General features: G+C 73.7%; 22 protein-coding genes and 2 pseudogenes. 10 read left to right on the top strand and 14 right to left on the bottom strand.

Going from position 1 to position 22345, the window contains the following annotated elements:
- Nucleotides 1–46 precede the first annotated feature (46 nt).
- Nucleotides 47–1480 carry a hypothetical protein gene (locus GA0070609_RS00815; protein ID WP_157748033.1) on the top strand — a complete coding sequence of 478 codons (1434 nt, stop codon included), beginning with the start codon at nt 47–49 and terminating at the stop codon, nt 1478–1480.
- Nucleotides 1481–1549: 69 nt separating this feature from the next.
- Here the strand turns inward: GA0070609_RS00815 and GA0070609_RS00820 are convergent, their stop codons facing one another.
- The 7 genes from GA0070609_RS00820 to GA0070609_RS00850 all read right to left on the bottom strand — a co-directional run bounded on the left by GA0070609_RS00820 (nt 1550) and on the right by GA0070609_RS00850 (nt 11417).
- Nucleotides 1550–3118 carry a S1 family peptidase gene (locus tag GA0070609_RS00820; protein ID WP_157748034.1) on the bottom strand — a complete coding sequence of 523 codons (1569 nt, stop codon included), beginning with the start codon at nt 3116–3118 and terminating at the stop codon, nt 1550–1552.
- Between the two features lie 79 nt (nt 3119–3197).
- A complete protein-coding gene (locus tag GA0070609_RS00825) occupies nt 3198–5078 on the bottom strand; it encodes an ABC transporter ATP-binding protein (RefSeq protein WP_088992012.1) in 1881 nt (626 codons plus the stop codon).
- Nucleotides 5075–6904 (bottom strand): ABC transporter ATP-binding protein, encoded by a 1830-nt coding sequence (locus GA0070609_RS00830; protein ID WP_088992013.1) that lies wholly within the window; start codon nt 6902–6904, stop codon nt 5075–5077. Before GA0070609_RS00830 ends, GA0070609_RS00825 begins: the two co-directional genes overlap by 4 nt.
- A 37-nt stretch (nt 6905–6941) precedes the next feature.
- Nucleotides 6942–7457, bottom strand: a complete 516-nt coding sequence (locus tag GA0070609_RS00835) for a methylated-DNA--[protein]-cysteine S-methyltransferase (protein ID WP_088992014.1) — start codon at nt 7455–7457, stop codon at nt 6942–6944.
- Nucleotides 7454–8989, bottom strand: coding sequence for a DNA-3-methyladenine glycosylase 2 family protein (locus GA0070609_RS00840; RefSeq protein WP_088992015.1), 1536 nt, complete (start codon nt 8987–8989; stop codon nt 7454–7456). The genes GA0070609_RS00835 and GA0070609_RS00840 overlap by 4 nt, the downstream gene beginning before the upstream one ends.
- Nucleotides 8990–9174: 185 nt before the next feature.
- Nucleotides 9175–10521: an FAD-binding oxidoreductase gene (locus tag GA0070609_RS00845; RefSeq protein WP_088992016.1), complete on the bottom strand. Its 1347-nt coding sequence runs from the start codon at nt 10519–10521 to the stop codon at nt 9175–9177.
- The gene (locus tag GA0070609_RS00850; RefSeq protein WP_157748035.1) at nt 10518–11417 is read right to left on the bottom strand and encodes an LLM class flavin-dependent oxidoreductase; all 900 of its coding nucleotides are present in this window, start codon (nt 11415–11417) and stop codon (nt 10518–10520) included. Before GA0070609_RS00850 ends, GA0070609_RS00845 begins: the two co-directional genes overlap by 4 nt.
- A 64-nt stretch (nt 11418–11481) precedes the next feature.
- Here GA0070609_RS00850 and GA0070609_RS00855 point away from each other — a divergent pair, with 64 nt between their 5' ends.
- Both GA0070609_RS00855 and GA0070609_RS34005 read left to right on the top strand, forming a co-directional pair.
- The gene (locus GA0070609_RS00855) at nt 11482–11874 is read left to right on the top strand and encodes a winged helix-turn-helix transcriptional regulator (protein ID WP_088992018.1); all 393 of its coding nucleotides are present in this window, start codon (nt 11482–11484) and stop codon (nt 11872–11874) included.
- A gap of 96 nt (nt 11875–11970) precedes the next feature.
- Nucleotides 11971–12399 (top strand): annotated as a pseudogene (locus GA0070609_RS34005) (hypothetical protein); the annotation flags it as partial.
- Between the two features lie 266 nt (nt 12400–12665).
- Here the strand turns inward: GA0070609_RS34005 and GA0070609_RS34010 are convergent.
- Nucleotides 12666–13625, bottom strand: a pseudogene (locus tag GA0070609_RS34010) (EamA family transporter); the annotation flags it as partial.
- Between GA0070609_RS34010 and GA0070609_RS00865 the strand changes: the two are divergent.
- The 3 genes from GA0070609_RS00865 (at nt 13531) to ychF (ending at nt 16068) form a co-directional block, all read left to right on the top strand.
- The gene (locus GA0070609_RS00865) at nt 13531–14034 is read left to right on the top strand and encodes a MarR family winged helix-turn-helix transcriptional regulator (RefSeq protein ID WP_231928483.1); all 504 of its coding nucleotides are present in this window, start codon (nt 13531–13533) and stop codon (nt 14032–14034) included. The pseudogene GA0070609_RS34010 and the gene GA0070609_RS00865 overlap by 95 nt on opposite strands.
- An 88-nt stretch (nt 14035–14122) precedes the next feature.
- A complete protein-coding gene (locus GA0070609_RS00870) occupies nt 14123–14857 on the top strand; it encodes a Type 1 glutamine amidotransferase-like domain-containing protein (RefSeq protein WP_088992020.1) in 735 nt (244 codons plus the stop codon).
- Nucleotides 14858–14982: 125 nt separating this feature from the next.
- Nucleotides 14983–16068, top strand: a complete 1086-nt coding sequence (gene ychF / locus GA0070609_RS00875) for a redox-regulated ATPase YchF (RefSeq protein WP_088992021.1) — start codon at nt 14983–14985, stop codon at nt 16066–16068.
- Here the strand turns inward: ychF and GA0070609_RS00880 are convergent.
- Complete coding sequence (locus GA0070609_RS00880; protein WP_088992022.1) at nt 16058–16321, bottom strand: hypothetical protein; 264 nt, start codon at nt 16319–16321, stop codon at nt 16058–16060. The two genes, ychF and GA0070609_RS00880, sit on opposite strands and share 11 nt — an antisense overlap.
- 67 nt (nt 16322–16388) lie before the next feature.
- Entirely contained in the window at nt 16389–16853 is a 465-nt protein-coding gene (locus GA0070609_RS00885; protein WP_088997404.1) for a GNAT family N-acetyltransferase, read from the bottom strand.
- A 174-nt stretch (nt 16854–17027) separates the two neighbouring features.
- On the opposite strand from GA0070609_RS00885, the gene GA0070609_RS00890 reads away from it, so the two are divergent.
- The gene (locus GA0070609_RS00890; protein WP_157748036.1) at nt 17028–17291 is read left to right on the top strand and encodes a hypothetical protein; all 264 of its coding nucleotides are present in this window, start codon (nt 17028–17030) and stop codon (nt 17289–17291) included.
- Here the strand turns inward: GA0070609_RS00890 and GA0070609_RS00895 are convergent.
- Nucleotides 17288–17716 carry a VOC family protein gene (locus tag GA0070609_RS00895; protein ID WP_088992024.1) on the bottom strand — a complete coding sequence of 143 codons (429 nt, stop codon included), beginning with the start codon at nt 17714–17716 and terminating at the stop codon, nt 17288–17290. The two genes, GA0070609_RS00890 and GA0070609_RS00895, sit on opposite strands and share 4 nt — an antisense overlap.
- A gap of 140 nt (nt 17717–17856) precedes the next feature.
- Complete coding sequence (locus GA0070609_RS00900) at nt 17857–18279, bottom strand: hypothetical protein (RefSeq protein ID WP_197700206.1); 423 nt, start codon at nt 18277–18279, stop codon at nt 17857–17859.
- Between the two features lie 179 nt (nt 18280–18458).
- On the opposite strand from GA0070609_RS00900, the gene GA0070609_RS00905 reads away from it, so the two are divergent.
- From GA0070609_RS00905 to GA0070609_RS34745, 3 genes are all read left to right on the top strand, one after another.
- Nucleotides 18459–19070, top strand: coding sequence for a TetR/AcrR family transcriptional regulator (locus tag GA0070609_RS00905; protein ID WP_088992025.1), 612 nt, complete (start codon nt 18459–18461; stop codon nt 19068–19070).
- A gap of 26 nt (nt 19071–19096) precedes the next feature.
- The gene (locus GA0070609_RS00910) at nt 19097–19762 is read left to right on the top strand and encodes a lysophospholipid acyltransferase family protein (RefSeq protein ID WP_088992026.1); all 666 of its coding nucleotides are present in this window, start codon (nt 19097–19099) and stop codon (nt 19760–19762) included.
- 107 nt (nt 19763–19869) lie between these two features.
- Nucleotides 19870–20001, top strand: coding sequence for a hypothetical protein (locus GA0070609_RS34745; protein WP_269459267.1), 132 nt, complete (start codon nt 19870–19872; stop codon nt 19999–20001).
- A gap of 46 nt (nt 20002–20047) precedes the next feature.
- Here GA0070609_RS34745 and GA0070609_RS00915 read toward each other — a convergent pair whose 3' ends face one another.
- Nucleotides 20048–21880 carry a glycoside hydrolase family 15 protein gene (locus tag GA0070609_RS00915; protein WP_088992027.1) on the bottom strand — a complete coding sequence of 611 codons (1833 nt, stop codon included), beginning with the start codon at nt 21878–21880 and terminating at the stop codon, nt 20048–20050.
- A gap of 99 nt (nt 21881–21979) precedes the next feature.
- Nucleotides 21980–22342, bottom strand: a complete 363-nt coding sequence (locus GA0070609_RS00920) for a PH domain-containing protein (protein WP_088992028.1) — start codon at nt 22340–22342, stop codon at nt 21980–21982.
- Nucleotides 22343–22345: the final 3 nt, after the last annotated feature.

Genomic DNA, 22345 nt, shown 5'->3' on the forward strand with positions numbered 1-22345 from the left:
ATCGGTTGTGACACCATCGGCCTCCATCGCGCTCGGGAGGCCGCTCATGGCTGTGGAACCGCAGTCCCGTCCCGCCATGCCGGTCGGCGAGACGGTCGCCGGCGCGTTGGCCGCGCTCGCCGTGGGCGCGTACTTCGCCACCGAGCCGGTACGGGTCGCCGTCTACGCCGGCATCGAGGGCCTGATCAGCCCCGAGTGGACGGTGACCGGGCTGCTCGCCGCCCCCGTCCTGCTCCTCGCCCTGGTGGCACCGCTCCTGCTCGCCCGGGCCGGCGGCTGGTGGCTGGCGGCCGCCGGCCTCACCGCGCTGGCCGTCGTCGACCTGGTGCCGGCGCTGACCGGCGAATCCGACCAGCTGCCCCGGTCCACCGCGATGATCCTGGTCGCGGTGTCCGGCGGCGGCCTGGCGGTGGGCGGGACGCTGCTCGCCCTCGCCCAGCTCGGCCGGCGGTCGCGGCAGGTGGTCGCCGTCGCCTTCGCGGCCGGGGTGGTGCTCCAGCCAGCCACCCCGCTCGCCGACCCCGGCCGCTCCGCCGACACCGCCGTCGACCTGGTCGCCTGGGTTGCTCTGCTGCTGGTGGCGGGCGCGGCGCTGCTGACCGGCGGTGGCACGTTCACGGTGCCCGGCCCGCCGGTCCGGCGGGGCGTGGTGCCGCTGGTCGTCGCCGTGGCGGCGGCCGCGGCGGCCGTGCGGTGGTGGCTGGTGGAACGGTCGTCGCCCCGGTTGCCCGACGAGCGGGACGTGCTGGCGGCACACCCGCCGGACCGGCCGTACCAGATCGGGTTGGCCGTGCTCGCCGCGATGGTGCTGGTCGGCTACGCCTGGTACGCCTGGCGTGCCACGGGCGCCCGCTGGGCGCTGGCGGCCTACGTGCTGGGCCCGGCCACGCTCTACGTCTTCGGCGGCCGCCCGGACCGGGCCTCGGCGCTGCTGCTGCCACTGGTCCTGGCGGTCGTCGCCGTCGCCGTCGTGGTCACCCGGTACGCCGAGCGGGCGCTGCCCTGGGACGCGGTGGCGCTGCTGCTGCTCGGCGGGGCGTACGCGCTGGTTGCGGAGGTGTCGTTCGGGCGCGAGGATGCCACGACCGCCGGGCATCTGCTCGTCCTCGCCTTCGCCCTGGGCTGGGTCGCCGCCTTCCTCCGGGCGGCGGGCCGGCCGGATCCGGCGCCGGAACCACCCGCCGGGCTGCTGACCCTGGGCGTCGCCGCGCTGCTGCTCGGCTGCCAGCTGGTACTGCCGGTGCTGCTCGGCGCGGGGGAGGACCAGCCCGGGGTGCGCACCTGGGGGGTGCCGGCGTTGGCCGCCGGGGCCGCCCTGGTGGTGGTGCTGCTCTTCGCCGTCGACCTGTCGACCCGTGACCGGCGGCGCACACCCCCGACCGACCCGGCGCCGGTCGCCGCCGACCCGGCGGATCCGGCGTCGGTCACCGGTGGCCCGGCCGAGCCCGCTGCCGGCGAGCGGGCCACCGGCCCGGCCTGAGCCACCGCCGCGCAGGCCCGTCACCCCCGCTGGCCGCGCCGCCCGTGGACGCGGCCAGGAGGGGGCCGGTCAGGGTGCGATCGGGCCGAGCAGCGGGCCGCGGGTGGGCAGCTGGAAGCCGAGCCCGGTGCGCGCGTTCACCCGGTCGAGGATGGTGGAGACCGGGGCGTAGTAGTTGCGCTCGTTCGGGTTGGTGCAGGCGCCCTGCCCCGGGTCACCGGTGGAGAGGATGCCCAGCGCCGTGCCGGTCGACTCGACGAACAGCGGGCCGCCGCTGTCGCCCGGCCGGGCGCAGATGTACACGTCGATGCCGCCGCTGGCCTTGCCGAAGACCTCCCCGCACCGGGTGCCCGGCACGTAACCGGCGCCGGCGCCCGAGTCGACGTACGTCTCGCCCGCCTTCGGCGTGTACGCCGACCCGGTGGCGCAGACGATCCAGCCGACCTGGACCGCGCTCGCCGCGACGTACCCGGTGATCGGCACGTCCCGGCTGCCCTCCTCGTCGGTGCAGTTCGGGTTGTCCGACACGCACCAGTAGTTGACCAGGTTGACCGGGTCGGTGGTGGCGCGGCGCGGGTACGCCCAGCGGTCCGCCGCACCCGGCTGGTACGGGATCACCGCGTAGTCGTTCGGGAAGGTGGCGTTCTCGGCCAGCACCGGGCTGGTCGACTCGACCCCGATCGGCACCTTCGGCCCGAGGAACTGGTGCCAGGTGCGGTCCTGCTCCTGGTGCCGGCCACCGACCACGCAGTGCCCGGCGGTCAGCACGTAGTACGCCCCGGAGCGGGCGCGGAGGTTGAAGCCGGAGGTGCAGCCGCCCACCGTGTCGTCGTCGCGGGGCACGTCGAGCCGGATGCCGCCGCGCATCGGCGCCTGGGCGCAGTAGCGGGGGTCGCACGCCTTCTGCACGGTGCCGGCGGGCAGCCGGGTACGCGCCCGCGCCGGCACCCCGGCCGCGCCGAGCGCGTCGGCCAGCCGCGGGTCGTCGGCGGCCACCACGTCGCCGGTGAGCACCGCCACCTCGTTCGCCTGTACGTCGACCACCACGTCGCTGCCGGCGGTGGCGTCCAGGGCCGAGGCGAGCCGGGTCGTCCCGGCGGTGAGCTGCCGCAGCGAGTGCCGCACCGGCACCACCTTGACGTGTGCCGCGTCCGGCAGGCCGGCCACCGCCGCGCGCAGTGGCGCCGGGTCGGTGGCTGCGATGGTGAGCACGCCGCCGCCGGCCTGGTCCAGCCACATGCCGGCGTACTGGTCGGGGAAGCGGGTGGTCAGTTCCTCGGCGAGTGGCGCGGAGAGTTCCTGGAGGGCGAGCCGGCGGGCCGCCTCGTCGGCGCCGACTCGGTAGCGGGCCCGCAGGTAGGAGGTGGACGCCGGGCCGTCCTTGGCGACCGCGTCCGCCGGGCGGGCGGCGCCGGCCGCGGCGGCCGAGCCCGGGGCAGTGGACGGGCGGGCCGCGCCGAGGCCGGCCGTCCCGGCCGGTTCGCCCGGATCCGCGTCGGCCGTGCCGGTCGTCGCCGCGGCGGGCGGGCCGCCCGCCGGCTCCCGGTCCGCCCCGGACGCCAGCACCACCGCCGTCGTCCCCAGCACGCAGACGGCCGTGGCCAGCCCTGCGATGATCATGCGCCGTCGTGTCCGCACGCCCACACCTTCCCCCGTGTGTCCGGCGCCGCGCCCACGATCCTGCCGAGGCGGCGGCGCAGTGGCTGGCTGATTGTAGTCAGAGCAGCGATTCGCGCCACTGCCGGTGCAGATCGGCGTACCGGCCGCCGCCGGCGGCGAGCCGCGCGGGCGGGCCGTCCTCGACGATCCGACCGCCGTCGAGGACCAGCACCCGGTCGGCGATCTCCACGGTGGAGAGCCGGTGCGCGATCACCAGCGCGGTGCGGTCGCGCAGGATGGTGCCGAGTGCGCGCTGCACCAGCCGCTCGGTGGGCACGTCCAGCGACGAGGTCGCCTCGTCCAGGATCAGCACCGTCGGGTCGGCCAGGAAGGCCCGGGCGAACGCGACCAGCTGCCGCTGCCCGGCGGAGAGCCGGCCGCCGCGGCGGTGCACCTCGGTGGCGTACCCGTCGGGGAGGGCGGCGATGAAGTCGTGCGCGCCGATCGCCCGGGCGGCCGCCTCGACGGCGTCGTCGTCGGCGCCCGGCCGACCGAAGCGGATGTTCTCCGCGACCGTACCGCCGAACAGGTGGGTCTCCTGGGTGACCAGCACCACCGCCCGGCGCAGCTCCGCGTCGGCCACGTCCCGCAGGTCGACCCCGTCCAGGCTCACCGTGCCGGCGAGCGGGTCGTGGAACCGGGCGAGCAGCTTGGCGATGGTCGACTTGCCCGCGCCGGTCGGCCCGATCAGCGCGACGGTCTGCCCGGCCGGGACGGTCAGGTCCAGCTCGGTGAGGATCGGCGTCTCCGGTCGGTAGCCGAAGGTGACCGCGCGGAAGGCCACCGCCCCACGCGGCGGCCCGGCGGGCAGCGGTACGGGCCGGGCCGGCTCGGCCACCGCCGGTCGCTCGTCGAGCACCCCGGCGAGCTTCTCCAGCGCGGCCGTGGCCGACTGCAACGAGTTGTAGAACTGGCTCAGCTCCTGCATCGGTTCGAAGAACCGCCGCAGGTAGAGCAGGAACGCCGCGAGCACGCCGACGCCGGTGGCCCCGCCCAGCACCCGCCAGCCGCCGTAACAGAGCACCACCGCCACGGTGACGTTGCCGATCACCTTGATCCCCGGCGAGTACGTCGCGATCAGCCGGAACGCGTCCCGGCTGGCCCGCCGGTAGTCGTCGTTCACCGCGTCGAAGATGCGCTGGTTGCGCGGCTCCCGGCGGAACGCCTGGACCGCGCGGATGCCCCGGGTCGACTCGACGAAGTGGACGATGACCAGCGCCATCGCCTCCCGGGTGTGCCGGTACGCGCCGGCCGAGGCGCGGGCGAACCAGCGGGAGAGCCAGAACAGGAACGGAAAGGCGAGCAGCGTCACGGCGGCCAGCGGCAGGTCCAGCCAGAGCAGGATGGCGGCCACCGACACGATCGACAGCACGGCGAGGACCAGGCTGTCGATGCCGCCGTCGACGAGTTCGGCGATCGAGTCGAGGTCGCTGGTCAGCCGGGAGACCATCCGCCCCGACGTGTACCGCTCGTGGAACGCCACCGGCAGGCGCAGGAAGTGCCCGTACACCCGCTGGCGGAGGTCGAGCAGGACGGCCTGGCCGAGCTGCGCGGAGCGGGTCAGGAAGCCGCGCCGGGCCAGGAACTCGACGGCGGTGGCCGCGCCGAACGCGCCGGCGACGGCGACCAGCGGGCCGGCGTCGCCGGCGCGCAGCGGCGGGATGGCCCGGTCGATGCCGAGCATCACCAGGTACGGCCCGGCCATCGCGGCCGCGTTCTGGCTCAGCAGCAAGGCGACCGCCGTGCCGAGCCGGCGCCGGTGCGGGCGGAGCAGGTCGCGCAGCAGCAACCGGCTGCGGGCCCGCAGCCGGGCCACCGCCTCGGGCGTGGCCTCCTCGGCTCGGCTGCGGTCGGCCTCCGGGTCGGTGGCGATTCCGCGCCACCGGGCCAGGTCCGGCCCGTCGTCGGCCTCCTCGCCGGACCCGGCCTCGGCGGTCACGACCGCACCAGGCCACGACCGCCGGGCGCCGGTTCGGTGGTCGCGTCCGGCGGCTCGGCGGAGAGCACCGCGCGGTACGCCGGCACCGTGGCGAGCAAGTCGGTGTGCCGGCCCACCGCGGCGATCCGGCCGCCGTCGAGCAGCGCCACCCGGTCGGCGAGCGCGATGGTCGACGGCCGGTGTACCACCAGCAGCGCCGTGGTCTCCCGCAGCACCCGCTTCAGCGCCGCTTCCACCAGCGCCTCGGTCTGCACGTCGAGAGCGGAGAGCGGGTCGTCGAGGACGAGCAGCGCCGGCCGACCGAGCACCGCCCGGGCCAGCGCGAGCCGCTGCCGCTGCCCGCCGGAGAGGGAGAGCCCCTGCTCGCCGACCCGGGTGGCCAACCCCCACGGCAGGTCGTACGCGAAGTCGGCCTGGGCCAGCGCGAGCGCGGCCCGGACCTCGTCCTCGCCGGCGTCCGGCCGGCCCAGGGTGAGGTTCTCCCAGACCGACATGGAGAACAGCGTCGGCTCCTCGAACGCCACCCCGACCAGCCGGCGCAGCGAGGCCAGCCGCACCTGCCGCAGGTCGTGCCCGTCGAGGGTGATCCGCCCACCGGTCACCTCGTGCAGCCGGGGCACCAGGGAGAGCAGCGTGCTCTTACCGCAGCCGGTCGCGCCGACCAGGGCCAGCGTCTCGCCGGGCTCGACGGTCAACTCCACGTCGCGCAGCACCGGGGTGCCGGCCCCGGGGTAGCGGAAGCTGACCCGCTCGAAGCGGAGCCGGCCGCGGACCGCGGCGCGGGGCAGCGACACCGCCCCGGGGGCGTCCACGATGGCCGGCGGGGTGTCCAGCACCTCCTGGACCCGGTCCGCCGCGGTGGCCGCCTCCTGCCCGTTGGCGATGATCCAGCCCAGCGACTGCACCGGCCAGATCAGCATCAGCTGGAGGCTGACGAAGGCGACCAGCTCGCCGATGGTGAGCACCCCGGCGGCGGCCGCCGCGGCCCCGGCCACCAGCACGATGCCCAGGGTCAGGTTCGGCACCAGGTCGAGCCGGGCGGAGGTGCGGGCCAACAGCCGCCCCTTGCCCACCCCGGTGTCGTGCAGCGCCCGCGCGCCGGCGGCGAACCGGGCCGCCAGTTCCGGCCCCCGGCCGTACGCCTTCATGGTGCGCAGGCCCTGCGCGGTCTCCTCGACCAGCGTGGCGACGTCGCCCTGCTGGTCCTGCATCCGCCGGGACGCGGTGTGGTACGCGCGGGCGAAGCGGCGACTGATCAGCAGCAGCGGCACCGCGCTGGCCGCCACCAGCAGCCCCAGCGCGGGGTGCAGCCGGATCAGCAGCACCACCACGACCAGGTAGGTGACCAGGTTGAGCACCAGGAAGAACAGGCCGAAGGAGAGGAACCGGCGGATCACCGACAGGTCGCTGGTGATCCGGGAGAGCAGTTGGCCCGACTGCCACCGGTCGTGGAAGCTGGCCGGCAGGCGTTGCAGGTGGGCGTAGACGTCCGCCCGGATGGCCGCCTCCATGGCCACCGACGAGGACGACTGCACCCACCGCCGGACGAAGATCAGCAGCGCTTCGGCCAGACCGAGCAGCAGGGCCAGCCCGGCCAGCCGGAACAGGCCGGCCGGGTCCTGCCGGGCGACCGGCCCGTCGACCACCCGCTGGGCCACCAGCGGGATCGCGATGCTGGCCCCGGTGGCGGCCAGCGCGGCGAGCAGCAGCCAGCCGAACTCGACCGCGTACGGGCGCAGGTAGTGGCGCAGTCGCCAGAGGTTGTGCAGCGGATGCCGGCCAGCCGCGACCCCGGGAGCCGGGTTGCCGTCGCTCTCCGCAGGCACTACCCGACGGTATCGGCAAACATGAGATCGACAGGTGTCAGCTTGCCGTCAACCGCCGCTCATGACCGAGAAGCCACTTCTTCACGTCCAGCCCCCAGCGATAGCCGCCGAGGGTTCCGTCGGTGCGCAGCACCCGGTGGCAGGGGACGAAGAGCGCGGCGGCGTTGCGCGCGCAGGCGGCCGCGGCGGCGCGTACCGCCTGCGGGCGGCCGGCCAGCCCGGCGAACCCGGTGTAGGTGACCGGCTCGCCCGGCTTCACCTCGCGCAGCACGTCCCAGGCGTGCGCCAGGAAGACGCCGCCGCTGTGCTGCCGTACCGGCACCCCGTCGATCGCGGTCAGGTCGCCGTCCAGGTAGGACGCCACGGCGGCGGTGACCGGGCCGAGGTCGGCCCGGTGCCGCAGCGGCGCCCGCAGGCTCGGGTGCATCACCGGCAGCAGCTGCTGCGGGTCGGCGGTGAAGCCGGCCGCCCGGACCGCGCCGTCGGCGTCGACGAGGATGCTCAGCGGTCCGGTCGGGGTGGTGAGGACGGTGCTGTCGATGGTCGTGCTCATGCTGCTCTCCAGAGTCTGATCACCGCGTACGAGCGCCAGGGGCGCCAGCGTTCGGCGTACGCGTCGAGGGTCTTCGGGTCGGTGGGCAGGCCGAGGGCGGCGGCGCCACGGCGGACGGCCAGGTCGGTGGGGAGCAGGACGTCCGGGTCGCCGAGTGCGCGCATGGCCACGTAGCCGGCGGTCCACGGCCCGATCCCGGGCAGCGTCAGCAGCCGCCGCACCGCCTCCTCCCGGTCCCCACCCGGATCGAGGTCGAGCTCGCCGTCGGCAACGGCCCGGGCCAGCGCCCGAATGGTCTCCCGCCGCCCGGCAGGCATCCCGAACGCCCCATCCGCCAGCCCAACCACCTCCGCCGCCCCCGGAAACCCCCGCAACCCCCCACCCCCGCCCCCGGGGCGCTCGCCGCCCTCAGGGTGTTGATCATGAGGTTGGCGGTGGTTCCGGAGATCCAGTTCGCCGTCAACCTCATGATCAACGGCGGCAGCGGCGGTGGGCGCGGGTTGGGTGTGGGTGAGGAGGCGGGTGAGGGTGGTGCGGGCGGAGGTGACCGAGACCTGCTGGCCGACGATGGCGCGGACGGCCATCTCGAAGCCGTCGACCGAGCGGGGGAGGCGGATCCCGGGCTCGGCGGCGACCACCGGGGCCAGCGCCGCATCGGCGGCCAGGGTCTGGTCGACGGCGGCGGGATCGGCGTCGAGGTCGAGCAGGCGGCGGCAACGGGCCACCGCCGGAGCCAGATCGCGCATGTCGGTCAGCCGCAGCGTCGCCGACACGTGCCCGTCGGCCGGGGTGAGCGCCACCTCGCCGGTGCCGTGCGGCAGCCGCAGGCCGCGCCGGTAGGTGCCGTCGCGCACCTCCTCCATGCCCGGCAGCGCGCGCAGCGCGAGGAAGTCCAGCAGCGCGCGGGCGTGCAACGGCGGGCGGTACGCCAGCCGCAGCGTGATCGTGCCCGCCCCGCCCGGCGCCGGCCGCCGCCGGGCGGCCCGCAACTCGGACGGCGGCACCCCGTACACCTCGCGGACCGTGTCGTTGAACTGCCGTACGCTGCCGAACCCGGCCGCGAACGCGATCTCGGCCAGGCCGAGGTCGGTGGTCTCGATCAGGGTGCGGGCGGTCTGCGCGCGCTGCGCCCGGGCCAGTGCGAGCGGCCCGGCGCCCATCTCCGTACGCAGCATCCGGTGCAGGTGCCGCTCGGTGTAGCCGAGCCGGGCGGCCAGCCCCGGCACGCCCTCCCGGTCCACCACCCCGTCGGCGATCAGCCGCATCGCCCGGCCCACCACGTCGGCGCGGACGTCCCACTGCGGCGAACCGGGCGCCGCGTCCGGCCGGCACCGGCGGCAGGCACGCAGCCCGGCGCCCTGGGCCGCCGCGGCGGACGGGAAGAACCGGACGTTCTGCCGCTTCGGCGTCATCGCCGGGCAGGACGGCCGGCAGTAGATCCCGGTCGAGGTCACCCCGGTGTAGAACCACCCGTCGAACCGCTGGTCGCGGCTGTCGACGGCTCGGTAGCACCGTTCGAAGTCCAATTCCACGACACCGATGATGCTCCTGCTCGCGGCCCCTGGCTCGCGGGATTCGGACATGGCCGTGCGGCTGGTGTCCGCCGCCTCTGCCGGGTTGGCCGGCCAGTGCCCGCCGGCCCGGGTGCGAGCGTCGCCGCCGTCCCGGCCCGGCCCGGCTTGACCCGGCCCGGCCCGGCTCGGTCAGCGCCGCCGGGTCAGCGGCGCCGACCGGGTCGCTCGGGTCGACCGCGCTCGGCGAGCAGGGCCGGCCGGAACAGGCCGTCCGGGTCGTAGCGGCGCCACGCCCGGGCCACCCGGCGGCCGGTCTCGCCCGGGTAGATCCGGTCGAACGCGGCGCGGTCCGGCCGGGACTCGAAGTTCACGTACGCCCCGTCGGTGTGCCGGGCGACGTCCCGGAAGGCCGCGTCGAGCGCCGCCCCGCCCTGCGGCGGGAAGACCGAGGCGACCACGAGCGTGCTCTGGTGCCGGTGCGGGTACGCGGTCGCCTCCGGGGCGACGTCGTTGACCGCGCCGCCGACCGACCGCAGCTGCACCAGGGCCCGGTGCGGGCCGGTCACCGTCCGCATCACCGCCCGGGCGCTGCCCTCGTCCAGCTCGGGCAGCAGCCCGTTGGTGGTGAGCGACGGCTGCTGGCCCACGTTCGGGTGCAGGTGCGCCGGCGGCACCAGGGCGGCGTACGGCACCAGGTCGCTGCGGTGCTCCAGCAGCTTGCCGATCTCCAGCAGCGGTGCCACGGCGGGCCGGACCCGGCGCGGGCTCTCCGCCGCGACCACGGCGGTGATCTGCATGACCGCCGACGACCCGTACGGGAACAGCACCACCGCCGTGCTGAGTTCCCGCGGCGCCTCGGCCAGCCGGCCCGCCCACTCCCGCAGCGTGCTGCCGTCCGGGCTCGCCTCGACGGCGAGCTGGGCCACGCCGACGGTGCGGATCTCGGCCGCCTCGATCTCGAAGGCCACCACGATGCCGACGCCCGCGCCGGCGCCCCGGACCGCCCAGAACAGCTCCGGCTCGTGCTCCGCGTCCGCGCGCAGCACCGTCCCGTCGGCCAGCACCACCTCGACCGCGCGGACGTGGTCGATGGTGAGCCCGTACGAGCGCACCAGCCAGCCGACGCCGCCACCGGTGGCCAGGCCGCCGACGCCGACGTTGCCGTGGTCGCCAGAGCTGATCGCCAGCCCGTACCGGGTCAGCGTCTGGGCGACCTGCGCCCAGCGCGCGCCGGCCTCGACCCGGACCAGCCGGGTGCGCCGGTCGAGCACCTCGACCCGGTTCAGCGCGGACAGGTCGATGACCACCCCGCCGTCGTTGCTGGCGGAGCCGGACAGGCCGTGGCCGCCGCTGCGGACCGCGACCGGCAGCCCCTGCTCGCGGGCGTGGCGGACGGCGGCGACCACCTCCGCGGTGGTCTCCGGCAGCAGTACGGCCGCCGGGTTGGCCCGGGTGGTGTACGTCGAGCGGAGCATCGCGTACCGCCGGTCGCCGGGCGTGACGAGCTTGCCGGTCAGCTGCTCCGGCAGGTTGGCTCGCACCTGGTTCACCGCTGCCCCCTGATCTGTCGTACCTGCTCGCGGACGGCCGGCACCACCTGCGCGGCGAACACCTCGAGCTGGGCCCGGTGGGCCGTCACCGGCCAGAAGACGAACGTGTCGAAGCCGAGGTCGACGGCCCACCGGGTGAGCGTGTCCACCCAGACGTCGGTGTCGCCGACCAGGCCGGTGGCGCCGCGGTACGGACCGATGGCGCCGATGACGTTGTAGATCCGCCGGATCGACGCCGGGTCCCGGCCGGCCGCCCGGGCCGCCTCGTCGATGACCCGCTGGCGGGCCGGCACCTCGGCCGACGGCACGTAGATGTTCAGCGGTGAGATCCACCCGTCGGCGTATCGGCCGGCGACGCTGAGCATGCGTGGTCGCTGGCCACCCAGCCAGAGCGGCACCGGGGCCGGTGGCACCGGCCCGGCCTGGTAGCCCTCGACGGTGTGCTGCTCGCCGCGGAAGCGCACCGCTTCGCCGGCCAGCGCCCGCCGCATGATCTGCAGCGCCTCGGCCGTGTACGCCACGGTGGCCGGGCCGCCGCGCCGGGGCCCGCCCATCGCGGCGATGGCGTCCGGGCTCGGGCCGCCGCCGACGCCGAGGACCACCCGGCCGCCGGTCAGCACGCTCAGCGAGGCGGCCGACTTGGCGAGCATGGTCGGCGGGCGCAGTTGCAGGTCGGCCACGTCGGTGAGGAACGAGATCCGCTCGGTCTCGGCGGCCAGGTGGCTGATCAGGGTCCAGGTGTCGAAGTAGCTGGGCTGGTAGGCGTGGTCCTGGACGGCCAGGTAGTCCAGTCGGCCCGCGACGGCCGCCCGGGCCATCTGTCGGGTTTCGGGTAGTTTGTCGACTGACGGGTCGAGGCTCACCCCGAACGTCAGCGGCTGTTGGTGATCGGTCATGACCCCAGGCTGCGCGGACCGGATCCGCTTGCCAAACCCCAGGTTAGTTACTAATCTTTGGTAAGTGACCGATCGACCACCGCCCATCAGTCGGGCGTACCAGGACATCGACGACGCGGGCTGTCGGGTCTTCCAGGACGCGCTGGAACTGGTCGGCCGCCGGTGGACCGGAGCGATCCTGCTGGCCGCGGCCCGCGGCGCCCGTCGGTTCGGCGAGTACCGGGTGGCGGTGACCGGGATCTCCGACCGACTGCTCGCCCAGCGGCTCAAGGAGTTGGAGGCCGACGGCCTCATCGAGCGCACCGTGATCCCGACGTCCCCGGTGCAGGTCCGCTACGCCCCGACCCGCGACGGCGCCGAGCTGATGAGGGTGCTGCAACCCCTGGTCGACTGGGGCCACCGGCACCGCGGGCGGGTGGCCGGCGGCCCGCCCGGGGCCGGCGACGGCGGCCGGTGACCGGCCGGCGGTGACGGCGGCGGGCGTCGTCGGCCGCCGAAACTGTCGGTTGTGGTCGGTACCGTCCCGGCACCAACTCAAGAAGGGGTGCGAGCGATGGCGAGCGTGGCGGGTCGAGAAGCGGCGTCGACACGGGACGGGCACCCCCCGCTGGACCGGGCCGTGGTGCAGGGCTTCTACGACCGGATGCGCGCGGTCGCCCCGGCCGCGGTCGGCGCCATCGAGCGCGACCGGGCCGGTGACCCGGGCCGCGCCTTCGGCGACACCGCCTGCGGCCGGCTGGTCCGCTCGCTCGACGCCCCGGGGCTCCGCGCGCTCGGCATGTGGGTGCACCACTGGTGCATGCGGTTCTACGACGACGACACCCGGGTGGGGCTGCGCCTGCTCCGCGAGATCGCCGGCCGCTCGCGGCTCGGCTGGACGGCCGACGAGGTGCGCTGGATGCTCCGCGAGTCGTACGCGGCCGGCCCGGCCGCCGACGCCCGCTTCACGCTGCCCCTGGTCGCGGCCGGCGAGCTGCCGCCGGGCTCGCTCGCGCCCGAGGAGCTGCCGGTGGGCCGGCCGGCGACCGGCGGGCCACCCGTGGCCGAGCCGTTCGCACCGCCCGCGCCCGCCACGTCCCGGCCCGGGCCGGACGCCGCTGGGCGGATCGCGGCGATGATCCCCCGCCAGCCCGGCCCGGCCCAGCGGGGCTGACCGGTGCCGACCGGTCGGGCCGGCAGTTGCCCGACCACGGTCGCGCCCACCGCCACCGCGAAGCCGGCCAGCTGCCACCCGGTCATCGCCTGACCGAGCACGACCCAGCCGAGCACCGCGGCGGTCAGCGGGCTGAGCGCCCCGAGCAGTGAGACCTGGGTGACCGGCAGCCGGGCGGCGCCCCGGAACCACAGCGCGTAGGCCAGCGCCGTACCGACCAGGGTCAGCCAGGCGTACCCGGCGAGACCGGCCAGGTCGGGCGTCGGCGGCCGCCCCTCGACGGCCAGGGCCAGCGGCAGCACCATCAGCCCGCCGGCGGTGAGCTGCCAGCCGGTGGCGGTCAGCGTGCCGACGCCGGGCGGTCGGCCCCAGCGGCGGGTCAGCACCAGGCCGGTGCCCATCGCGGCGGTGCCGGTCAGCCCGGCGGCGATGCCGGCCGGGTCCAGCCCGGCGGTCGGGCGCAGCACCACCAGGGTCACTCCGACCAGCGCCGCCACCGCGGCGGCCAGGGCCCGGGGCCGGGGGCGCTCGCCGAGCAGCAGCACGGTCAGCCCGGCGACCAGGAGCGGCTGGGTGGCGCCGAGCACCGCGGCGGTGCCGCCGGGCAGGTGGTAGGCGGCGTAGAAGAGCAGCGGGAAGAACGCCCCGATGTTCAGTGCGCCGAGCACCGCCGACCGCCACCACCACGCGCCGTGCGGGCGGTGTCGGGTGAGCGCGAGCAGCAGCAGGCCGGCCGGGAGGGCCCGGATCACGCCGGACCAGACCGGTCGGCCGGGCGGCAGCAGCTCGCTGGTGACCAGGTACGTGGTGCCCCAGGTGATCGGCGTGACGGCGGTGAGCAGGGGGTCGGCCCAGCGGCGGTCCATCGGTGCTCCAAGATAGCTTGACGATAAATAGCTTAGAGCTAAGCTACTTGAGGTCAAGCGAAAGGGGAAGGGCGGCGTGCGGCACAATCCGGGAGTGGCGCAGCGGGATGACGTGGACGGCATCGTCGAGCAGTGGCGGCGCGAGCGGCCCGGGATGCGGCCCGAGCCGATGGCGGTCTTCGGCCGCATCTACCGGATCGCGCGCCTGGTCGGCGACGAGCAGGAACGCACCTACGCGCGCTGGTCGATCAGTCGGGGCGAGTTCGACGTGCTGGCCACGCTGCGGCGCTCCGGTGAGCCGTACACGCTGGCGCCGAAGCAGCTCGCCGCCTCGATGATGCTCACCTCGGGCGGGATGACCGGCCGGCTGGACCGGCTGGAACGGGCCGGTCTGGTCCGCCGCTCACCCGACCCGGCCGACCGGCGCGGGCTCCAGATCACGCTCACCCCCACCGGGCGACAACTGGTCGAGGAGGCCGCCGAGGCGGGGCTGGCCGTGCAGCGCCGCTTGCTCGACGCGCTGCCGCCCGAGGACCAGGACCGCCTCGCTGACCTGCTGCGTACGCTGCTCGGCGCGATCACCGAGCGGGGGCGGTGACCGGCGCGCGGACCGCGCGCCCGGCGGTCGCCGGGACCGCCGGCTCGGGCAGGATGGGCAGCGTCAGCCCTCGACGGAAGGACGACCCGTGCCCGCCAGCGAACCGACCATCCTCGCCACCAGCATGGGCATCTACGCGCCGCGCCGAGGCGGCGAGCCGCGCCGGGTCAACCCGGTCTTCGACCTGGCCGCCGACCTGGCCGACGCCGGGCCGCAGCCGAAGATCTGCTTCCTCAACCAGGCCGAGGGCGACCAGCCCACCACGCTGACCCGGGTCTACGAGGCGTTCGCCGGCAGCCGGTTCCGGATGTCGCACCTGGCGCTGTTCCCGATGCCGAACGTGGACGACATCCGCGCCCACCTGCTCGGCCAGGACGTGATCTGGGTGGGCGGCGGCAGCGTCGCCAACCTCTGCGCGGTGTGGCGGGTACACGGCCTCGGCGAGATCCTGCGCGAGTGCTGGGCGGCCGGGGTGGTGCTCGGCGGCGTCTCCGCCGGCTCGATCTGCTGGCACGTCGGGGGCGCCACCGACAGCTTCGGCACCGACCTGCGCGGCTTCACCGACGGCCTGGGCTGGCTGCCGTACGGCAACGGGGTGCACTACGACAGCGAGGAGCAGCGCCGGCCGCTGATGCACCGGCTGGTCGGCGACGGCACGCTGCCGACCGCGCACTGCACCGACGACGGCACCGGGCTGCTCTACCGGGGCGAGAAGCTGGTCGAGGCGGTCGCCGACCGCCCCGGCGTCTCGGCGTACGAGGTCACCCGCGGCCCCGACGGCACCCCCCGGGAAACCCCGATCAGCCCCCGCCTGCTCGGCTGACCCGGTAGATCTGGGAACGGAAGTGCCCCTGCGGGGCCGTTTCCTTCCAAGATCCGATCAGCGGTGGTCGGCGACACCGCACCGCGTTCCAGCCGGCGGGGGTCGGCGGCGTAAGCTGGCTCGTCGTGAGTCTCACCATCGGCATCGTCGGCCTGCCCAACGTCGGCAAGAGCACCCTGTTCAACGCGCTGACCAAGAACGACGTGCTCGCGGCGAACTACCCGTTCGCCACCATCGAGCCCAACGTCGGCGTCGTCGGGCTGCCGGACGAGCGGCTGCACAAGCTCGCCGAGATCTTCAGCTCGCAGAAGGTACTGCCCGCCCCGGTGTCGTTCGTCGACATCGCCGGCCTGGTGCGGGGCGCGTCCAAGGGGCAGGGCCGGGGCAACGCGTTCCTGGCCAACATCCGCGACGCCTCGGCGATCTGCCAGGTGGTCCGGGCCTTCTCCGACCCGAACGTGGTGCATGTCGACGGCAAGGTCTCCCCGGCCGACGACATCGAGACGATCAACACCGAGCTGATCCTGGCCGACATCCAGACCCTGGAGAAGGCCGTGCCGCGGCTGGAGAAGGAGGCCAAGCTCCGCAAGGACCGGGCCGCCGCCGCCACCGCCGCCAAGAAGGCCGTCGAGCTGCTCGACACCGGCGTCACCCTGTACGCGGGCGCCAAGGACGCCGGCATCGAGCTGGAGCACCTGCGCGAGCTGCACCTGCTCACCACCAAGCCGTTCCTGTACGTCTTCAACGTCGACGAGGCCGAGCTGGGCAACGCCGAGTTCCTCGACGAGCTGCGCGCGCTGGTCGCCCCCGCCGAGGCGATCTTCATGGATGCCAAGATCGAGTCTGAGCTGGTGGACCTGCCCGAGGAGGAGGCCCGCGAGCTGCTGGAGTCGATCGGGCAGAACGAGCCCGGCCTCGACCAGCTGGTCCGGGTGGGCTTCCGGACGCTCGGGCTCCAGACGTACCTCACCGCCGGGCCCAAGGAGGCGCGGGCCTGGACCGTCCCGATCGGCGCGACCGCGCCGGAGGCCGCCGGGGTGATCCACTCCGACTTCCAGCGCGGCTTCATCAAGGCCGAGGTGGTCTCCTACGACGACCTGGTCGCGGCCGGCAGCATGGCCGCCGCCAAGGCGGCCGGCAAGGTCCGGATCGAGGGCAAGGAGTACGTCATGCAGGACGGCGACGTGGTGGAGTTCCGCTTCAACGTCTGACCCAGTTGACGGTGACGAGGCGCTCGCCGGTGGCTGTGGCTGCGGCGGGAATGTCGATGTGGCCGTGGAAGCTGGCGTCTTGCGCCTCCCGGTCGACGTCGCAGTGGCAGCCGAAGTCCCGGTCGAGCCGTTCGACCAGTTGGTTGAACCGTGCCCTCGCCCGCCGGTGGTCGTAGTTCGCGGGGAACTCGAGGTGCTTCGGGTCGTCGAGGGAGTGCAGCAGCTGCCAGAGCTGGGCTTGGTCGGCCGGCATCCGGTCATTGTGCCCGGCTCTGTCCGGTCTGTGGCGGCTGCTGCGGGACGACGACCTGTTGTAGAACCTAGAGGTCCAGCGCGTACCAGCAGGCGTCGTCGGTCTCGTGCGTCTTGGCGAAGCCGGCCTTGTCGAGCACCCGCTGCGAGGGCAGGTTGACCTTCTCGGTGTCGGCGACCACGCGCTTGGCCGCCGGTTGCCGCGCCGCGTAGTCGACCAGCGACCGCAGCGCCTCGGTGGCGTAGCCGTGACCGCGGGCCGGCTCGACGAGGCCGTAGCCGACCATCACCGTGCCGGTCTCGTCAGGCGGGCCGAAGAAGCCGATGGTGCCCACGGCCTGGCCGGACGCCTGCTCGACGATGACGAAGTTGCCGAACACCGGGTCGCCCTGGCGCAGCCACCCATTGACCCCGTCGCGGTCGTCTTCGCGGGGGAACTGCTCGTGCCAGGCCCGGCCGGTGCGGTCATTGTCCACAATCGCCTGCGCTGTCTCGTGGTCGAGCGGGACCAGGCTGAGCCGCTGGGTAACCATCACACGGGTCAGTATCGCAAGGGTCGGTCACGCAGGTCCTGACACTTTCCGTCCCGCAGGTTCAGTGGTCGGACGTTGTCACCGACACCCGCGGACTGTTTGCTGGTCGGGCCTGCCCGCGTCAGCACGCCTGGGACCCCTCGACGACCTCGCCGATGTCGTACGGTGATCGCCATGACGCGGATCGACGTCTTGCGTGATCTGCTGGACAACGGTCGGGACTGCGACCCTCCGCGGCTGGAGGCGATCGCCGCCGAGCTCGGTCACCACGTCGGCGCGGTGTTCCTGGCCGCCGTCCGCCGGACAACCGAGCAGTTGGTGCGCGCCGCACGCGAGGCGGACGGGCCGCCACAGGCCGCACCGGCTGCCGAGCCGGACCACGTCGGGCGCTCACCGACGCGCTCCGGACCCTCCGCTCGGGCGGCGGGCAGCGGCTAGGCGACGAAGACGCAGAAGGGATGTCCGGCCAGGTCGGCGTACACGCGCAGCGGCTCCTCGGGGTCGTCGATGCGGTCGTACAGCAGCCGGCCACCGAGGTTCAGGACGCGTTCGTGCTGGACCCGCAACTCCTCGACCGACTCCACGGTCAGGTCCAGGTGCAGCTGCTGGGCCACCGGACCTTCCGGCCAGGTCACCTCCGGCAGGTGATCCACCTGTTGGAACGCCAGCTGCGAGGCGCCCTCGGGAGTCCTCAGGACGAGCCAGTCGCGACCGCGCTCGTCGGCCTGTCCCGCCGCCGGCGGCTCGTCGCCAGGTCGGTAGACCAGGCCCAGCAGGCGCCGGTAGAACTCCGCCAGAGCCCTGGCGTCGGTGCAGTCGAGCACCACCTGACACAGCTTGGGCACACCCTCCCGGTCGACCACCCTCGACCACCTCCGAGAGCCATTCTGTTGGCACCACACGGATGCCGCACCTCGGGCTTACCGGCTGAGGTCGGTTGCCCCCTCGTCACGGCTCCAGACGCCGCTTCGACGTCAGGCACCGAAGGGCAGCGGGCCCGAGGTCACGCACTGCCCATCCGGGTCCGTCGGCGTACGACGGCCAGCCAGACGGCCAGGCCCAGGCAGGTGGCGGCCAGCAGGGGCAACAGCACCAGAGCCGGGTTGACCCACACCGGGACGAGGTCATGGGTGGCGTTGCACTTGTTGTGCAGGGGGAACCATCGCGAAGACTCCCGCCAATGGGCGGAGCGGTAGGCGTCGTCGTAGGTGACGCCGGCCGCGTGGCAGGACTCCGCCGGGTCCAGGGAGGAACCCGCGAAGGCGCCGAGGAACCAGGTGACAGCGGTGGCGACGGCGCAGATCGCGGCTGTCCGGACGAACCAGCCTGGAGTCCTCCATCGGCCGGCGAGCACGGGCCTGATCCACAGCCACAGGACGAGCAGGGTGGGTGTGGCGAGGCAGAGGGAAATCGCGATGAGACCCACGCTCGAGTTGCCCGCCCTCTCGTCGGGTGAATGTCCGGCCGTCGCGACGGAAGAACTTCTCCGGCCGCTGGTCGACCCGCCTTCCGGCACTTGATCATGGCACGTGCAGTCGACACTGGGATGAGGGGCGGCCGTTGGCGCGGTAGACAGTGTCTACCGCGGAGTGGTAGACACTGTCTATGCCAGAGCTGGAAGGTGGTCTTCGCGTACGCCTGGTTGAGGTCGGCGTCGATTTACTGGCGCAAGAGGGGCCCCGAGCCCTCACCTTGCGCGAGATCGCCCGTCGGGCCGGGGTCTCCCACGGCGCTCCGCGTCGCTACTTCCCGACCCACCAGGCCCTGTTGGCCGCCATCGCGCGGGAGGGTTACCAGCGACTCGGCCAGCAGGTCGCCGAGCTGGTCGGCGGCGACGACCCGGACCCGCACGCACAACTACTCGCGCTCAGCCGGCTGTACCTGAGCTTCGCGCAGGACAACCGCGGCATGTTCGAACTCATGTTCCGGCACGACCTGCTGCGGGGCAACGGGATCGGCCTGCGGGAGGCCAGCCAGGCGCTGTTCGGCGTACTGGTCGACCTGGTCGACCGGGCCCGGCCCGCCGTGGCCGGCGCGCCACCGCCCGCCGTCACCGCCGCCGCGCTGTGGGCCAGCCTGCACGGCATCGCCGAACTCTGGCAGTGGGGCAGCCTCCAGACGACGGTGCGGACGGACGATGTCGAACCGCTGCTGCGCGCGGCACTGGACGCCCATGTCGGGCGCCGAAGACCCTCGCGCCGCACCAGCGGCCCGTGAACCGGTACTGACCGTCGGGAGGACGAGTGCTGCTGCAAGCGACCGTACGCCTGGTGATCGCTCCGCTCGCCCGGCTGCTCTACCGGCCCGTCGTCGAGGGCCGGGAGAACGTTCCGCGGCGTGGCCCGGTGATCCTGGCCGCCAACCACCTGTCCTTCATCGACAGCGTGGTGATCCCGCTCGTGGCGCCCCGACCGGTCGCCTTCCTGGCCAAGGCGGAATACTTCCGGCGCCCGGGGTTCAAGGGATGGCTGACCCGCACCTGCCTCACCGGCATCGACGCCATCCCGGTGCAGCGGGGCGGCCACCGGGAGGCCCGGGCGTCGCTGCAACTGGCTCTCGACGTCCTCGCCGAGGGGCGAGCCTTCGGGCTCCACCCCGAAGGCAGCCGGTCGCGCGACGGCCGGATCTACCGCGGCCGTACCGGCGTCGCCTGGCTCGCGCTCGCCTCCGGCGCTCCGGTGGTCCCCGTTGCCGTCCTCGGCACCGACCGGATCCAGCCCATCGGCGCCCGACTACCCCGACTCGGGAAGGTGACGGTGCGATTCGGTGCGCCGTTGCACTTCACGCAGCCCGCCGGCAGCGTCGGCCAGGCCCGGCGGGCCGTCACCGACGAGATCATGGCGGCCATCCGGGACCTGTCCGGGCAGGAACCAGCCGACGGCTACAACGACCTGACCACCGCCGCCTAGCCCGGCGGACCAGAACGGCGACACGACGATGTCCCGGTCGGGTCGACACCGGCGCGCGTGGCACTCGGTGCCGAACGGGGACCCGGCGCAGCCGTACGGCCCCGGACGTGCCCTACCTGGCGGCGGTGATCACGCGGATGGTGCGCTGCGCACCCGAGGGCACCGACGCGCTGCTCAAGGCGCTCGACCGAGGGCTGGTGAGCGAGGTGTTCGATCCGGCCCGGCCGAGCAGCGTGTGATCCGGGGCCAGGCAGCCGACCCTGGCCCGGGCGAACCGGACGGTCGCTACCGGCGGCTCTCGTCGAGGAGTCGGTTGAGGGCGAGCGCGGTGTTGATCAGCGCCAGGTGGCTGAACGCCTGAGGGAAGTTGCCCAACTGTTCGCCGGTGGGGGCGATCTCCTCGCCGAAGAGGCCGAGGTGGTTGCTGAAGGTGAGCATCTTCTCGAAGGTGAGCCGGGCGTCGTCGAGGCGACCGGCCTCGGCGAGGGCCTCGACGTACCAGAAGGTGCACATGTTGAAGGTGCCCTCGTCGCCGGGCAGGCCGTCGGGGGCGTGGGTCGGGTCGTACCGGTAGACGAGGCTGTCGGAGACCAGGTCGTCCTCGATCGTGCGAAGGGTGGACTGCCAGATCGGGTCGTTCGGGGCGACGAAGCCGACCATCGGCATCATCAGCAGGGCGGCGTCGACGACCTCACCGCCGTAGCTCTGCACGAAGGAACGGCGCTCCCGGTGGTAGCCGCGTTCCATGATCTGGTTGTACACGGCGTTGCGCTGTTCGACCCAGCGCGCGATCTCGCCCGGTCGACCGTGCCGTTCGGCGAGGCGGACCGCCCGGTCGAAGGCGACCCAGGACATCACCCGGCTGTGGGTGTAGTCGCGGGGGTGGTGGCGGCTCTCCCAGATGCCCGCGTCGGGCTGGTCCCAGTTGCGGCAGAGCCAGTCGACCAGCCGCACCGTGCTGAGCCAGACCTGGTGCGGTGCGCGGATGCCGTGCCGGTCGGCGAAGTACATGGCGTACAACGCGTCGCCGTGGATGTCGAGTTGGAGTTGCTCGGCGGCGCCGTTGCCGATCCGGACCGGTGCCGAGCCGCGGTATCCCTCCAGGTGGTCGAGCGTCTCCTCGTGCAGGTCGGACGTGCCGTCCACGCGATACATGATCTTCAGCGGCACGTGGTTGTCGCCCGCCCTGCGGACGCGTTCGTCGATCCAGTCCACGTAGCGGTGGGCCTCGTCGGTGAAGCCGAGGCCGAGCAGGGCGTGCACCGAGAACGACGTGTCCCGAACCCAGGTGTAGCGGTAGTCCCAGTTGCGGGTTCCCCCGATCTTCTCGGGCAGCCCGGCGGTCGGTGCGGCGATCATCGCGCCGGTCGGCGCGTACGTCATGAGCTTCAGGGTGATCGCTGACCGTTCCACCATCTCCCGCCACCGCCCGGTGTAGTGCGAGCGGTCCAGCCAGCGCCGCCAGTAGTCGCGGGTCTGTTCGAACATCGCCTGGATCTCCTGGAACGGGAAGGCCTGCGGACCTCCCGGAGCGGCGGTCTCCAGGACGATCGCGCCCGTCTGGCCCTCGTGCAGGTCTGTGAAGGCGATCAGGTCCCCGTTCTCGTTCCTGATGTTCTCCTCCGGGATCAGCCGACCGGGCGCCCGGGTGGTGTGCAGGGTCAGGCTCATCGACGCGGCGCGGAAGACACTCCCGTCCGGGTGCCGCTCCATCTCGTGGGTCTCGCGCCCGTAGTTGAACCGTGGACGGCACTCGGCCCGGAACCGCATGCTGCCGCGGACCACCTTGATGATCCGCACGATGCGATGCCGGTCGGTGACCTGCTCGCCCGCGACGGGCATGAAATCGGTGATCTCGCCGACCCCGTCCGCGCTGATGAACCGGGTGATGAGCATCGGCGTGTCCGGCAGGTAGAGCTGTTTGGACACGTAACGGACGCCGTCCGGGGTGATCCGGAAGAATCCGCCGCGCTGCCGATCGAGGAGCCCGGCGAAGATGCTGGGCGAGTCGAACCGGGGAGCGCAGAACCAGTCCAGCGTCCCGTCCCGGGAGATCAGCGCGGCGGTCTGCAGGTTGCCGATGATCCCGTGGTCCTCGACCGGCGGATATTCCTTCACAGCGCCCCCCGTCAGCGGTCATCAAAGGATGAACGGCCGTGACCGGGAAAGGTGATGTCGTCGCCGGTGGGTCGGTGGCGCCGGCGGCGACGAGGCTCGTCAGCTGATGTAGTGCAGGATGACGTTGTGCACGTGGTGGCTCTTCTGGGCGCCGCGGAACTCCACCTCGTAGGTGTGCGTGCCGACGTGGATGGCGATGGCGCCGGTGGAGAAGAACGACCCGCCCCACGACTTGTTGCTCACCACGCTCACGCTGGTGATCTTCGAGTACGGGATGCTGGTGATGGCGTACCGCTTGCCGATGAAGGAGCGGTCCTGGATGATGACGCGCCGGTCGGTCAACCCGAGGAAGCCGGTGCCGGTGCCGACCGCGTCGTAGACGGCGATGATCTGTTCTCCGTCCAGCAGGCCGCTCTGGATCTGCTGGAACTGCTCCTTGCGGTCATAGGTCGCGTTCGCCATGCC

The organism is Micromonospora echinaurantiaca (assembly GCF_900090235.1).
Lineage (GTDB): Bacteria > Actinomycetota > Actinomycetes > Mycobacteriales > Micromonosporaceae > Micromonospora > Micromonospora echinaurantiaca.

Excerpts from the sequence above, each read along its gene's own strand:
- GA0070609_RS00890 (WP_157748036.1), top strand. The coding sequence starts at position 17,028 with ATGACGCGGATCGACGTCTTGCGTGATCTGCTGGACAACGGTCGGGAC.
- GA0070609_RS00905 (WP_088992025.1), top strand. The coding sequence starts at position 18,459 with ATGCCAGAGCTGGAAGGTGGTCTTCGCGTACGCCTGGTTGAGGTCGGC.
- GA0070609_RS00885 (WP_088997404.1), bottom strand. The coding sequence starts at position 16,853 with ATGGTTACCCAGCGGCTCAGCCTGGTCCCGCTCGACCACGAGACAGCG.
- GA0070609_RS00920 (WP_088992028.1), bottom strand. The coding sequence starts at position 22,342 with ATGGCGAACGCGACCTATGACCGCAAGGAGCAGTTCCAGCAGATCCAG.
- GA0070609_RS00815 (WP_157748033.1), top strand. The coding sequence starts at position 47 with ATGGCTGTGGAACCGCAGTCCCGTCCCGCCATGCCGGTCGGCGAGACG.
- GA0070609_RS00880 (WP_088992022.1), bottom strand. The coding sequence starts at position 16,321 with ATGCCGGCCGACCAAGCCCAGCTCTGGCAGCTGCTGCACTCCCTCGAC.
- GA0070609_RS00835 (WP_088992014.1), bottom strand. The coding sequence starts at position 7,457 with ATGAGCACGACCATCGACAGCACCGTCCTCACCACCCCGACCGGACCG.
- GA0070609_RS00850 (WP_157748035.1), bottom strand. The coding sequence starts at position 11,417 with ATGACCGATCACCAACAGCCGCTGACGTTCGGGGTGAGCCTCGACCCG.